The sequence below is a fragment of the Bartonella krasnovii genome, from assembly GCF_003606345.3.
In the GTDB taxonomy this organism is placed as follows: Bacteria; Pseudomonadota; Alphaproteobacteria; order Rhizobiales; family Rhizobiaceae; genus Bartonella; species Bartonella krasnovii.
Genome location: NZ_CP031844.2, coordinates 1,112,129 through 1,125,504 on the forward strand (window position 1 = coordinate 1,112,129; position 13,376 = coordinate 1,125,504).

14 protein-coding genes are annotated in these 13,376 nt (G+C 37.3%); 2 read left to right on the plus strand and 12 right to left on the minus strand.

All coding sequences use genetic code 11. The features are described 5' to 3' along the window. Window positions 1-10 precede the first annotated feature (10 nt). Both plsX and D1092_RS04815 read right to left on the minus strand, forming a co-directional pair. Window positions 11-1,081, minus strand: a complete 1,071-nt coding sequence (gene plsX / locus D1092_RS04810; protein WP_120122412.1) for a phosphate acyltransferase PlsX — start codon at window positions 1,079-1,081, stop codon at window positions 11-13. A 156-nt stretch (window positions 1,082-1,237) separates the two neighbouring features. Further along, window positions 1,238-1,795: a YceD family protein gene (locus tag D1092_RS04815; protein ID WP_120122413.1), complete on the minus strand. Its 558-nt coding sequence runs from the start codon at window positions 1,793-1,795 to the stop codon at window positions 1,238-1,240. Window positions 1,796-2,018: 223 nt separating this feature from the next. Here D1092_RS04815 and D1092_RS04820 point away from each other — a divergent pair, with 223 nt between their 5' ends. Then, a complete protein-coding gene (locus tag D1092_RS04820) occupies window positions 2,019-2,498 on the plus strand; it encodes an outer membrane protein assembly factor BamE (protein ID WP_120122414.1) in 480 nt (159 codons plus the stop codon). A 70-nt stretch (window positions 2,499-2,568) separates the two neighbouring features. On the opposite strand, the gene nusB is transcribed toward D1092_RS04820, so the two are convergent. From nusB to glyA, 6 genes are all read right to left on the minus strand, one after another. Beyond that, window positions 2,569-3,039, minus strand: a complete 471-nt coding sequence (gene nusB, locus D1092_RS04825; protein ID WP_120122415.1) for a transcription antitermination factor NusB — start codon at window positions 3,037-3,039, stop codon at window positions 2,569-2,571. A gap of 2 nt (window positions 3,040-3,041) precedes the next feature. Then, window positions 3,042-3,497 carry a 6,7-dimethyl-8-ribityllumazine synthase gene (locus D1092_RS04830; protein ID WP_120122416.1) on the minus strand — a complete coding sequence of 152 codons (456 nt, stop codon included), beginning with the start codon at window positions 3,495-3,497 and terminating at the stop codon, window positions 3,042-3,044. Between the two features lie 79 nt (window positions 3,498-3,576). Continuing rightward, entirely contained in the window at window positions 3,577-4,194 is a 618-nt protein-coding gene (locus D1092_RS04835; protein ID WP_120122417.1) for a riboflavin synthase, read from the minus strand. Further along, window positions 4,176-5,303, minus strand: a complete 1,128-nt coding sequence (ribD, locus tag D1092_RS04840) for a bifunctional diaminohydroxyphosphoribosylaminopyrimidine deaminase/5-amino-6-(5-phosphoribosylamino)uracil reductase RibD (protein ID WP_120122418.1) — start codon at window positions 5,301-5,303, stop codon at window positions 4,176-4,178. The genes D1092_RS04835 and ribD overlap by 19 nt, the downstream gene beginning before the upstream one ends. Continuing rightward, window positions 5,296-5,778: a transcriptional regulator NrdR gene (gene nrdR, locus D1092_RS04845; protein WP_120122419.1), complete on the minus strand. Its 483-nt coding sequence runs from the start codon at window positions 5,776-5,778 to the stop codon at window positions 5,296-5,298. The genes ribD and nrdR overlap by 8 nt, the downstream gene beginning before the upstream one ends. A gap of 13 nt (window positions 5,779-5,791) precedes the next feature. Beyond that, on the minus strand, window positions 5,792-7,105 hold the full coding sequence (gene glyA / locus D1092_RS04850) for a serine hydroxymethyltransferase (protein WP_120122420.1): 1,314 nt from the start codon (window positions 7,103-7,105) through the stop codon (window positions 5,792-5,794). A gap of 350 nt (window positions 7,106-7,455) precedes the next feature. Between glyA and argC the strand changes: the two genes are divergently transcribed. Then, a complete protein-coding gene (gene argC / locus D1092_RS04855) occupies window positions 7,456-8,388 on the plus strand; it encodes an N-acetyl-gamma-glutamyl-phosphate reductase (RefSeq protein ID WP_120122421.1) in 933 nt (310 codons plus the stop codon). A gap of 21 nt (window positions 8,389-8,409) precedes the next feature. Here argC and D1092_RS04860 read toward each other — a convergent pair whose 3' ends face one another. The 4 genes from D1092_RS04860 to hfq all read right to left on the minus strand — a co-directional run bounded on the left by D1092_RS04860 (window position 8,410) and on the right by hfq (window position 13,241). Continuing rightward, entirely contained in the window at window positions 8,410-9,501 is a 1,092-nt protein-coding gene (locus D1092_RS04860; RefSeq protein ID WP_120122422.1) for a COX15/CtaA family protein, read from the minus strand. 130 nt (window positions 9,502-9,631) lie between these two features. Continuing rightward, window positions 9,632-11,458, minus strand: coding sequence for a hypothetical protein (locus D1092_RS04865; protein WP_120122423.1), 1,827 nt, complete (start codon window positions 11,456-11,458; stop codon window positions 9,632-9,634). Between the two features lie 144 nt (window positions 11,459-11,602). Next, complete coding sequence (gene hflX, locus D1092_RS04870) at window positions 11,603-12,946, minus strand: GTPase HflX (RefSeq protein ID WP_120122424.1); 1,344 nt, start codon at window positions 12,944-12,946, stop codon at window positions 11,603-11,605. Window positions 12,947-13,001: 55 nt separating this feature from the next. Beyond that, window positions 13,002-13,241, minus strand: coding sequence for an RNA chaperone Hfq (hfq, locus tag D1092_RS04875; protein WP_005773461.1), 240 nt, complete (start codon window positions 13,239-13,241; stop codon window positions 13,002-13,004). Window positions 13,242-13,376 lie beyond the last annotated feature (135 nt).

Sequence of the window (13,376 nt, forward strand, 5' to 3'; positions counted from 1 at the left end):
TAAGAGCTCATCATAAGGATTCTCCACTCATCACCACTTCATCTTCCTGATCAAAAAGTGTATCTTTATTCTCATGAAACCGCCGTAAATCAGCCGTTATTTTTTGTAAAAGCCCATTATTAACCATTTCATAACCAACACGGATAGCAGAAGCAAAGCCATTAGCATTTGCACTGCCATGACTTTTTATGACAACACCATTCAAACCTAAAAGAACGCCTCCATTCACCCTATCGGGATCCATTTTATTTTTCAGTGTACGAAAAGCCCCCCGCGATAAAAAATAACCAAGAGATGCTAAAAAAGAACTGCGCAGGGCAGAATTTAAAATCTCTGCTATCTGTCGTGCGGTCCCTTCTGCAGTTTTTAAAGCAATATTACCAGAAAACCCTTCTGTTACAACAACATCAACTGTTCCTTTTCCAATGTCATTGCCCTCAACAAATCCTTTATATTCCAATCCTTCTAATTGCACTTCACGCAGTATCATGCCTGCTTTTTTTATTTCATAAAGTCCCTTAACCTCTTCCACTCCCACATTTAAAAGTCCAACACTTGGTTTTTCCGTATGATATAAAGCGCGAAACATCCCCGCCCCCATAACCGCCAGATCGACTAACTGACGAGCAGATGCACCAATCGTTGCTCCAATATCTAAAACGATACTCTCCCTGCGAAGGGTTGGCCAGATACCCGCAATACCAGGACGTTCAGCCTCTGCCAACATTTTTAAACAAAAATAAGACATAGCCATAAGCGCCCCCGTATTACCAGCAGAAATGCAAGCATCAGCTTCACCATTTTTTACCGCTTCAATGGCATACCACATTGATGATTTACCACGTCCATTGCGAAGGGCTTGGCTTGGCTTTTCATCCATGCGTGTGTAGCTTTCTGTAGAATAAAAGCGCGATACAGAATCTAAACGGGGATATTTTTTTAAAACCGGCCGAACGACCTCTTCTATCCCATAAAATAAAAAATAAACATCTGATAAATATTTTTGGACAATTGCTGCTCCTGCAATAGCTGCTTCTGGACCGTAATCACCACCCATGACATCCACAGAAATTCTAATCACGCTTTCATATCCCACATCTTTTCATTTACATTTTTAAATGCATATTATGATTTTGGGTGACTAAACACTCATAAAACGTATCTTGCAAAAACAGCTCCGCAGAAAATACCGTTTTTATCATAGCATACAATAGATAATTTTTTTATGTTTTTACAATCACTTCCATTTTTTCAAAACAGAAAATGGCGAAAACTTTTTCTCTGCTTCTTCTAAATTTTTAACCACATGCATTTTTATCCCCTCTTTACGTGGATAATGATTAATAGACAACTCAAAAAACTCTTCCATGATTGCGCCAATATCAATTCGATCATTATAAAATACTTCCGGTATATCAAGCCCTTCCACATCTAAAAACAATTCTCGTGTATCTTCTGATATTTTAGGCTTCGTTAAATTTGAATCTTCGGGAACAAAAACAACCTCAATATTTTCACGGAGAATATTTTCTAATGGTTCTAATGTAACAACACATAACTGTACTATATGCGCTTGCAACAAACCTTTTATACGCACACCGCGTTTTTTCCACGGAAGAATATGGAATTTTCCCTCACAAGATTTTACTTCAACTAAATCATGATTTTGAGCTAAATGTGTACATTCTTTTTTGTTTGCACAAAGATGAACTCTTATCCCTTTAGCGGGAAGAGAACGGACGGATATTGGATAGGCCAAAGCAAATGCCATTTGAGAAACGTTTTGAACATCCATTGACAACTCCCAAATATAAAAAACTATAAAACACTGTGCTTTTATTTAGCTCAAGTATATTTCATTCATTTTTTTCTTTTCTAAAGAAATTCTATATGGCATAATTTGCCTTATAACAGGGAAACTCAATGTAAGCTACGGTAGATTAAGCTAAAATTAGAAAAACTTGAGGTTGCCTTCTTGTCGTACATCTCAGTATAAAAAGGAGATATCATTGTTTCAAATGCCTCACATAATGGCCTTAATCAGACGTAAATTGTTGGTTGGTCTATCAATAGCAAGTATCGTAACACTTGCGGGTTGTGGTCTTCTTGATTCTTCAGGGTCAAGCCAAATTTATAGAGAGGGTTATATTCTTGATAAAAATGCTCTAAGTTCTATTTCTATTGGCTCAAGTCAAGAGCAAGTTCTTTTAACTTTAGGAACACCTTCACTAAAAACAAAATATGATAATGAAGTTTTTTATTACATCTCACAAACACGTTATCGTGGGATGCAGTTTATGAAAACAAAGATTATTGACCGAAAAGTTTTAGCTATTTACTTCAATAAAAACAATCAGGTTACAAAAGTTGCTCACTATGGTCTACAGGACGGTCAAGTATTTGATTTCATTACGCAAACAACACCAACTATAACAAAAGAACACCCTTTCTTAATTCAAATTATAAAAGGTCCTGCGAATCCGCCAGCTCCTAATTAAAGTATATTGTCTATTTACTTTTTCGATCTTATTAGGCCTGATATTATCAGGCCTAATAAAGGAAGAACTTTTAAAAACGAACTTTTTTTGCCATACTGTCGAGAACTGCGTTAACAAGTTTTGGCTCATCACCTTCAAAAAATGCTTTGGCTATATCAACATATTCATTCATGACGACCGCAACAGGGACATCTTTACGGTTGATCAGCTCCCATAAAGCGGCTCGTAAAATTGCTCGCAATATAGAATCAAGACGTGAAAGAGACCATTCTGCAGAAAGCTGTTGATGAAGCAGAGGATCAAGCTGCTTTTGGTCTTTTACAACGCCCGTTATAATCGCCAAAAACCATTGAAAATCAGCTTCAAGATACTGGTCTCCATCAATATCTTTTCCCAAACGATAAGCCTCATACTCAGCAGCCGTTTCCATCACTCCCGATCCCACAATATCCATTTGATAGAGAGCCTGAACTGCAGCTAGCCTTGCTGCTCCACGTTTATTAGCTGAACGCGGAAAATCTCTGCTTTTTATATCAGGCATAGTTAATGATTATCTCCAAATCTCTTTTTTAGAGCGATCATGCATAAAGCAGCTTCAGCCGCAAAACCACCTTTATTTTTGTCATCTTGTTTTGCGCGTCTCCATGCTTGCTCTTCATTTTCAACAGTTAAAATACCATTTCCAATAGCTAAGTTCTTATGAACGGCTAAATCCATCAAGGCCCGACAAGAATCATTGGAAACAATTTCAAAATGATATGTTTCACCCCGAATAACACAACCCAGCGCAACATAACCATCATAAGATATCTTATTTTGTTCAGCAAAAGCTATTGCAGCTGGTATTTCTAAGGCTCCTGGAACTGTTATAATATCATAACTTGCTTCAGCTTTTTGCAAAGTACTTACAGCACCTTTCAAAAGTGCATCAGAAATCTGTTCATAAAAACGTGCTTCAACAATCAATACGTGAGGCCTTTTACGTATCTCTTTTACCATAATGGAATTCCAAAAAACGAATCAAAAAACTTAAAGCTATAGAGCATAAAACTCTAAAAACGATCAATAGAATTGTAGTTTATTCATCTTCTCTTTTAAAAGCAAAAAGCTTAGCAGCATAACGAGCAAGTTGGTCAATTTCCAAATTAACCCAATCTCCAATTTTAGCTTGTCCCCACGTTGTCATTTCAAGTGTATGGCGAATAATAAGAACATCAAAAACACAATCTTCAACACTATTAACAGTCAAAGATGTCCCATTAAGCGCAAGTGATCCCTTAGAAACAATAAAAGGCATAAATTTTCTTGAAGCTTTTAAATAAAAACGAATTGCATCCCCTTCATTTTTTTGTTCAACAATTTCAGCTAAGTCATCAATATGACCAGAAACTAAATGCCCTCCCATTTCATCACCCAATCGCAGAGAACGTTCTAAATTAATAAAAGTTCCTTTTTTCCATTGGGAAAGATTTGTTAACCGTAATGTTTCTTCCCACGCCTCAACAGCAAACCAATTGGAATCTCCTTGTTTAAAGCCTCGTTCCACAACTGTCAGACAAATTCCTGAGCACGCAATTGACGCACCAATTGCTAAGCTCTCTATAGGATAGCGTGTAGAAATCTTTACACGCATCCCCTGCTTTAAAGATTGAACATCTTCAACACAACCGATATCCGTTATAATTCCTGTGAACATAATGTCTTACGTCTCCATTTATAAAAACGGTCATTTCCAAACATTTTTGTCTCAACCTCATGAAATTGCGAGAGATAATTTTCAAAATGAGGGGCTTCAATACGTTTTTTTCCTAAAACAACGGGACTATAAAAACATATCAAATGATCAACACAACCAGCATTCAAAAACTTTTCCCCTGTCTTTACCCCCCCTTCCAGTAAAACACTATTAATTCCCTGTTTATAAAGCATCTGTAAAAGAGAAAAAGGCTCTACAAAACCATTATTCATCTCTACCGAATAAACAGACACACCATATTGCTCCAATGCATTTTTTTTATTTTTCTTTGAAAGATTCTCATTACAAATAACCCATGTAGGAATTTTTATGGCTGTTTGGACAACTTTCGCATCAAGGGGGATAGATAAGTCTGCATCCAAAATAATACGAACTGGTGAACGCATTTCCATTCCTGGCAAGCGGCAATTGAGTTGTGGATCATCGGCTAGTATAGTCCCAATACCAACCAGAATAGCGTTGTTTTGAGCCCGTAGAATATGCGTATGGGTACGAGAAAGCGTTCCACTAATTTTTATTCCCCCCTCCTCTCTTTTTCCCACACTATTATCAGCAGAAACTGCCATTTTAAAAGTGACAGCACAACGTTGCAACTTTCTTATACACCAATGCGTCCATACAGCTTCAAAAGCCTCTTCAGCTAAAATACCCTCAACGACTTCAATACCCGCCGCACGTAAAAGAGCAAGACCACGACCATCCATACGCTTGTCACAATCAGTCAGAGCAACAACAACTCGGGAAATACCTGAATCAATAAGTGCACTAACACACGGAGAAGTTTTTCCATAATGTGCGCAGGGTTCTAAAGTCACATAAGCCGTTGCTCCTTGAGCTAGAGAACCAGCCATGCGTAAAGCTTGCACTTCCGCATGAGGCCTTCCATGAAAAGCTGTTACGCCATAGCCAACAATAAATGGCTCCCCACCACCATCATTTTGCACAATTAGCGTACCCACGGAAGGATTCTCACCTGTAAGTCCCACATGACGCTCTGCTAAACGGATAGCGGCAGCCATAAACCGTTCATCTTGCACTTTTTTATTCATCAAAATGAGATTCTGTATCCGCTACACCCTTTGACAACTCATCAATAATATCGTGAAAATCGCTTGCATTACGAAAATCCCGATACACAGAAGCAAAACGGATATAAGCAATATCATCAATCCTTTTTAATGCTTCCATCACAAGATGCCCAATTTTTTCTGAAGAAATCTCTGGTTCCCCCAAACTCTCAAGCTGGCGTACAATGCCAGAGATTGCTCGTTCAATACGATTAGGATCAATATTGCGCTTACGTACTGCTACATCAACTGATCGCATTAATTTATCACGATCAAATGGCTCACATCGTCCACTTTTTTTAGTAACCAAAAGCTCACGCAATTGAACACGTTCAAAAGTTGTAAAACGACCACCGCAAACGGAACACACACGACGGCGCCGAATCACCGCCCCCTCTTCTGCTGGACGTGAATCTTTTACCTGTGTATCCTCATATTGACAGTAAGGACAGCGCATCTATTTTATATCCTTAACGCATGTTAAGATAAGAATAAAGAGGAAATTGATTTGTTATATCGTTCACCTTTTTCTTAACCGCCATTTCAATGGCATGGTTATCTTCATCACTTTTTGCATTTCGAAGACCATCAAGAACTTCTGAAATCAGATGACCAACTTGTGTAAACTCTTTTTCTAAAAAACCACGTGTTGTAGCAGCAGGTGATCCCAAACGAATTCCCGATGTTATAGATGGTGTTTCAGGATCAAAAGGAATGCCATTTTTATTGCAGGTCATATGAGCGCGTCCTAAAGCCAATTCGGCACGTTTCCCTGTTAGATTTTTCGAACGTAAATCAACCAACAATAAATGATTATCTGTACCGCCAGAAACAATATTAAAACCATTATTCTGTAATGTTTTTGCTAAAATTTTTGCATTAGCGACAACATTGGCAGTGTAACTTTTGAAAGAAGGCTGCAAAGCCTCTTCAAATGCCACAGCCTTTGCTGCAATCACATGCATTAAAGGCCCCCCTTGAAGACCAGGAAAAATAGCAGAATTAATTTTTTTGGATAAAGCCTCATCATTTGTCAATATCAAACCACCCCGAGGACCTCGAAGCGATTTATGTGTTGTGGTCGTTACAATATGTGCATGAGCAACAGGGGAAGGATGCACGCCACCAGCAACAAGACCAGCAATATGAGACATATCAACAAGGAGATAAGCACCGACCTCATCGGCAATTTCACGGAATCGTTCCCAATCCCAGAATCGAGGATAAGATGAGCCCCCTGCTATAATAAGTTTTGGCTTACGTTCTTTCGCAAGCCGCTCAACCTCATCCATATCAATAATCTGATCTTCTTGACGCACACCATAAGAAACAACATCAAACCATTTTCCCGACATATTGACAGATGAACCATGCGTAAGGTGACCACCAGCATTTAAATCCAATCCCATAAATGTATCACCAGGCTGGAGTAATGCCAGAAAGACAGCTTGATTCATTTGGCTACCAGAATTGGGTTGTACATTTGCAAAAGCAGCACCAAAAAGCTGTTTTGCTCGTTCAATTGCTAAATCTTCAACGACATCAACAAATTGACACCCCCCATAATAGCGTTTTCTTGGATAACCTTCTGCATATTTATTGGTTAAAACAGACCCTTGTGCTTCAAGAACCGCTCTTGAAACAATATTCTCTGAGGCAATCAGCTCAATCTCGTGTTGTTGCCGCTCAAATTCCCCTCTAATGGCCTTAAAAATTGCACCATCAACTGTCTGTAAATTATCATTAAAAAAGTGCTTTTGTGCGTCATTTTCTTGCTGAGTCATAGAATACATCCCTAACATTGAAAAATAAAGTCACTAAACGATAACACAGCAAATCATGCAAACCAAACATTTTAAACCACTTACACTCAAAAATACTGATACAAATGTCTATCTTATTCCTCGTCATAGAAACAGCAAAAAATTTCGCTCATAATTCGTTCATAAGAAGAGTAAAAAATGAAGTTAAGCTTTTTCTTTACGACCTTATTGATAGCTTTTATAAAAAATATCTATAATCTAAAGAAATTCAATAAGTTAGTGATTATTATTTAAGTTGGTAATGATTTAAAATAATTTATAATGTGAAGAGCTGGATATCATAGGCAAAATTAATATAAGGTAGATTAAGAATGGTAACCAAAGTTTTTATTGATGGTGAACACGGCACAACCGGTCTACAAATACAAAAACGCTTAGAGAAACGTACAGATTTAAAACTACTCTCTCTTGCTCATAAGGATCGCCATAATGTTCATCTGCGGCAAGACTATCTTACTCAAACGGATATTGCTATTTTATGTCTTCCAGATGATGCAGCACGTAAAACTGTTCATTGGCTTAAAAAAAATAAAAACATTAGGATTATTGATAGCTCAACAGCTCACCGTGTTGCACCAAACTGGGTCTACGGTTTTCCTGAAATGACAGCAGGCCAAAAAAAACGCATTCAAGCAGCCCATTACGTCTCTAATCCTGGATGTTATTCCACTGGTGCTATTAGCTTGATTCGCCCCCTTCGCGAAGCAGGAGTACTAGATGCCGATTATCCCATCTCGATTCATGCAATCTCCGGCTATACCGGTGGTGGAAGACAACTGATTACACAAATGGAAAATCAATCTCAAGAAAATATTCAGGAAAATTATTTTATCTATGGTCTCAATCTTGAACACAAACATGTGCCAGAAATTAAACTCCATGGACAAATTAATCAAACGCCACTTTTTATACCTAGTGTTGGTCGTTTTCCTCAAGGAATGATTGTGAATCTTCCACTACACCGTCATTTATTCACAAAATCAGCAAACTGTTCTGATCTGCGTGAAATTCTTACAAACCATTACGAAGGACAAAACATTATTTCAGTTGTATCACAAGATGAAATAGCTTCTCTTCAAAGACTAAATCCAGAATGTTTTGCCAATAAAGATGGTATGAAATTGTTCGTTTTTGGAAATGATCGCGAAGGAATTTTTAATCTCTGTGCGCTCTTCGATAATTTAGGAAAAGGCGCATCAGCTGCTGCTATCCAAAATCTCGATTTAATGCTTTCAGCCAATTAAATGCCATCTAGCTACACACTTTTATTCAACAACGCGATATGCCCCTTTTGTTGCTCGCCAGTGTGCAACCGAAAAACATAATACAGCTAATGCCATACTTTGATGAATGAGCCCTAAACTTATCGGAACCTCATGTAACAGTGTCAAGATACCTAAAAGTGCTTGGATAATGATCATAAAGCAGATAAGAAATGCCCGACGAGAATGGGTTGAATGCGGAACATGTTTTTGTACATAGAAAGCATGAAGAATCGAGATAATAAATAAAAAATAAGCGAAAAACCGATGAATAAATTGAACTGTTAAGGGATTTTCAAAGAAATTAAGCCAAAAAGGATGATGCTGTAATAACCCATCAGGAATAATCTGACCATCCATAAGGGGCCATGTATTATAGACTTTTCCAGCGTGAAGCCCTGCCACCAAAGCTCCTAAATAAATCTCTATCAAGACGAGAATAACGAGCCAAGCCGCAAAATATTGCACCTTTTGATTGGCTGATTTTTCTGAATACTCTGTAAGCCCGCGCGATAAATAAGTAACAAAAATAATAACCAAACATGCTGTTATAAGATGAAATGCCAAACGATATTGACTCACACTTGTTAAATTACTTTGCCCAATTCCTGAAGCAACCATCCACCAACCAATAAAGCCTTGAAAGGCGATAAGGATAGGCACAACAATAAGCGGAAGTAAAATATTTTTTTCAATACGCTTCGTCGCCCAAAACCAAATTAACCCCAATAAAGCGACAAGACCAACAAGACGCCCGAGAATACGGTGCGCCCATTCCCACCAAAAAATGATCTTAAAAGCACTTAAAGTCATATCAGAATTAAGCAACTTATACTGCGCTATTTGTTGATACTTTAAAAATTCCTCTTGCCATTGATCCACACCGATCGGTGGAATAACGCCATGTATTGGCTTCCATTCCGTTATTGATAACCCTGATCCCGTCAAACGGGTTGCACCCCCTACCAAAACAATTGCTAAGCAAAGCAATAAAATAGAATAAAGCCACACCTGAATTTGCTTTCGATTTCTCTTTTGCACAGGTGTTAAAAGGTTATCGTTTAATCTTTTTACTGCCATCTCTGATTGCCCCACGCTTCTCTCCAACTACAATGCATTTTTTAATTTAAAACACAAAATCTTCGTATTCTAGTATGTACTATAACTTTAGCAAAAAACAAGCGTAGCACTATAACATGCGATACATCTTTCTTTTTTACAAAATTCATAATGCAACAACACGATACACAGTCTTTGGAAAGCGACTGACCATCCGCATCATCCAGTCCAATTCATTAAGAACAGTATTAGAAATATAATAGTCCGTTAGCTCTGCAAATTGCTCAAATCCATATTTAGGTTCGCTTGCCATCTCTAAAACGATAAAATCATACTCTTTTTTAAATTCTTGTAATATATGAGAAATATTATTTGAAAAATCTTGTGCAGCAACAGCGCTTGTTAATCCTTGAGGGAGAATATCAACCCCCGTATCATAATCACGGTAAATAACGTCATGCAACTGAGCATTACCGGTTAAAATATCACTCAGCCCCCGATGTGGACCAATGACTTTCTCTATTTGTTGGCCAGAGATATCAACCAACAAAATTGTTTTGTTCTCTTTTGTAAGATGAAGTGAAAGTTTTGCCGCTGTCCGTGCAGCTTCTGGTCCAATGATTGAAATAACAGTTGAAGCACGCCATTTCAAAACATCAGATAATCCCTCTATCGTAATAAAGGCTTCAAGATTTTTCACTTCTTGAGAAACTGAAATATTCTCATTTTTCTTGAGGGCATTTTCTCCAGACTTCAAATCCTCTTCTGAGAGTTGATTTTTTTTGCTTCTAAAGCATGGATAAAATAATACTATTCCGAGCAAAAGAGTAAGGAAGCTCGCCAATGCACTCATGAGAATATTTTTTCCATAAAGAGCCATAAAAGAAATTGGCGCTAACGTTGTTGGCATAACCACTTGAATCTTTGTATTTTGCAAGAGAAGAGAATCATCATTCCCCCCCCGATATAAACCAATAACTTTTTCCTTCCCTTGAGCAGACTTACTCATCGCTTTATTTTGTACATCAATCTCTGCTTTTATTTTACTTTCAAACGCGTTAAAGATTTGATTCAAAGAATGTGATTGATCATTTACAAACAAGCTCACCTTTTTTTTGAGCTGTTTTTCTAACTCCGTTGCAATAATCTCATCTGAATGAATTTGGTCAACAATCTGTGAAATTTTATTTTTTAATTGATAAGAAACCGCCTCTAACTCCGCAGTCATGGCCTTAATTTGAGGATGTGTCCACCCCAATTGCGCAGCCATGTGTGCTCTTTGTGCTTCCAAGAGGTTACGTTTAGATTCCAGAGATACAATTGCTGAATTGCCTGCAATAAATGATAAAGACAGTAAAGACTGCCCTTTTTCACGCATCATGTTAATTGTTGAATTCAAACTTGTTAAATGAATACGCTTTAAAGTTGCTTGCGTTAATTGCAACGAAAGATCATGAAGCTCTGCTTGTTTGACATCATGCTGAATAAAAGAATCAACAGAAGCACGAAATTCCTGCATAACATTAACGATCGCAGTATTATCATATCGCTTGTCTTTTAATTTCTCATTTAACAAAGATTGTTTTTGTCTTACGATTACTTGTGAAAATGTAGAAAACCAAGCTTCCACCCCCCATTGAGCTGCTTCAGGTGTTTCAGCTTCGAAAGTAAGATTAATAAGATCACCATGACGCGATAAACGAATATTTTCCTGTTTTTTTTTCTTATAAGAAGCGCTTAAAGAAAAATGCGAATCATCTAAAAATATAGGCTGTGAAAACAAAAAGGTGATAATATTGTCTTGTTTTTCAATTGGAAGTGGCTTTCCTACAGAATCAGATAATGAAAAGACTATAGTTGCTTGATAACCACGAGGCTGAATAAAATAATAAAACCAAATCAAAGAGATACACAGAATTTGCAGCAGCAAAACAATCAAAGTGTTTCGCCATACTGTACGTACGAACAGTCTTTTATTGCATTTAAGACTCATCTTTATTTTAACCAGCAAAATACTTCTTCATACTGTTTTATTAAAAGAAAGTAGTAACTATCCTCTTAACTTGCTGTCATATTATTTTGAAATAAGAAAAACATAAAATTTGAGTAAAAAAGTTCAACTATAGCTTTTAAAAACTTAATTCATATTTTTTTTGATGTTCTCTAGTTGTTTTTTTGCTTCAGAAGTAAGAACGGCTCTAACGGTAACAGAGCCATCATCATGTCCTTCCTGCTTTATTTCTGCAGAGTTTTCATAAAACCAATCAATAAGCGACATTTCATGAGGTTTTAAAAGATATTCAATGCTTTGTACTTCTCCAAAAATTTTCTTTTCAATAGTTCTTAATAATTGGTCGAGTCCATCCCCTTTAAGAGCTGATACCATGAGAGCAGGATTTAATCGTGTTTTTGTGCTCGTTTGTAAAACATTCAATGCTTGCTCATCTAACATATCAATCTTATTCCAAACTTCTATGATATGCTCTGTATCATCAATATCGATATCAAGGCTTGAAAGCACTTTTAAGACATCTTGGGCATGGGCTCGATGATCAAGATCTGACATATCTCTTACATGCAGAATAAGGTCTGCCTCAACCACTTCTTCAAGGGTTGCTCTAAAAGCTGCAATCAAATTTGTTGGCAAATTAGAGATAAAACCTACGGTATCAGACAAAAGAACAGTTTTTCCATGGGGAAGAACAACTTTGCGCAAAGTCGGATCAAGCGTTGCAAATAACATATTCTTTGCTAAAACATCAGCACCGCTTAAACGGTTAAAAAGAGTTGACTTTCCTGTATTCGTATATCCAACCAAAGCAACAACAGGATAGGACGTTTTTTTTCTTTTTGCTCTATGAAGTGTACGCGTTTTAATAACCGTTTCCAATTCGCGGCGAATACGAATAATTTTTTCTTGTAAAAGACGCCTGTCTGCTTCAATTTGCGTTTCACCAGGTCCACCTAGGAACCCACGCCCTCCCCGCTGCCGTTCCAAGTGTGTCCAACTCCGCACAAGCCGCCCTTTTTGATAGGACAAATGCGCCAATTCTACTTGCAAAACCCCTTCTTTTGTTCGTGCACGATCACCAAAAATTTCAAGAATCAAAGCTGTTCTATCAATAACTTTACAATTCCATAATTTTTCTAAATTACGCTGCTGCACTGGCGTTAAAAAGTGATCTATAATCGCAAGCTCAATAGAATATTCATTGATATAATCGGTAAGAACATCTGCTTTACCTTTTCCAAAGAGCGTCCCAGGACGAGGTGTTGTAATATTAATCGTTTCATAATGAACAACTTCTAATCTTATAGCACGTGCTAACCCCAACGCCTCTTGAACACGAGAAGATATAGAGCACTCTCTCAAAGAGTTTTCAATTCTATTCTCTTGAAAAATCGGTATCAAAACAAGTGTGCGCACTTGTTTTATAATTTGCGAAAATACTCCTCCTAATATCTCATTTTTATTTACCATAGCAATCTAAGTACTTTATAAAATGGGATAAGAGGTTTATCTTAAAATGATGTGTTTACTCAGGACTTTCTCCTTCAAACATCTGTACGGGCTGTCCGGGCATAATTGTAGAAATAGCATGCTTATAAACCAATTGCGCGTGTCCATCTCGGCGCAAAAGGACACAAAAATTATCAAATGAAGTTACAATACCCGTAAGTTTGACGCCATTAACAAGAAAAATGGTAAGGGAAATTTTTTGCTTACGCACCGTATTTAAAAACACATCTTGTAGGTGTTGTGATCGCTCTGCCATTATTCTTACACCTTCATCTCGATTACATAAAACATTCGTGCATGCATATCGACTGAAAAATATCCAATTGTCAACGTAGAAGCTTCAAATTTTACCAACAAATAACTGAAATTAGAGAAAAAACCGCTCTTTAAA

Bases quoted from the DNA above. Each gene is read 5' to 3' on its own strand.
- hflX (WP_120122424.1), bottom strand. From the start codon at position 12,946: ATGGTAAATAAAAATGAGATATTAGGAGGAGTATTTTCGCAAATTATA.
- D1092_RS04830 (WP_120122416.1), bottom strand. From the start codon at position 3,497: ATGGTAAAAGAGATACGTAAAAGGCCTCACGTATTGATTGTTGAAGCA.
- D1092_RS04835 (WP_120122417.1), bottom strand. From the start codon at position 4,194: ATGTTCACAGGAATTATAACGGATATCGGTTGTGTTGAAGATGTTCAA.
- D1092_RS04815 (WP_120122413.1), bottom strand. From the start codon at position 1,795: ATGGATGTTCAAAACGTTTCTCAAATGGCATTTGCTTTGGCCTATCCA.
- D1092_RS04820 (WP_120122414.1), top strand. From the start codon at position 2,019: ATGCCTCACATAATGGCCTTAATCAGACGTAAATTGTTGGTTGGTCTA.
- nusB (WP_120122415.1), bottom strand. From the start codon at position 3,039: ATGCCTGATATAAAAAGCAGAGATTTTCCGCGTTCAGCTAATAAACGT.
- ribD (WP_120122418.1), bottom strand. From the start codon at position 5,303: ATGAATAAAAAAGTGCAAGATGAACGGTTTATGGCTGCCGCTATCCGT.
- argC (WP_120122421.1), top strand. From the start codon at position 7,456: ATGGTAACCAAAGTTTTTATTGATGGTGAACACGGCACAACCGGTCTA.
- D1092_RS04865 (WP_120122423.1), bottom strand. From the start codon at position 11,458: ATGAGTCTTAAATGCAATAAAAGACTGTTCGTACGTACAGTATGGCGA.
- glyA (WP_120122420.1), bottom strand. From the start codon at position 7,105: ATGACTCAGCAAGAAAATGACGCACAAAAGCACTTTTTTAATGATAAT.
- hfq (WP_005773461.1), bottom strand. From the start codon at position 13,241: ATGGCAGAGCGATCACAACACCTACAAGATGTGTTTTTAAATACGGTG.
- nrdR (WP_120122419.1), bottom strand. From the start codon at position 5,778: ATGCGCTGTCCTTACTGTCAATATGAGGATACACAGGTAAAAGATTCA.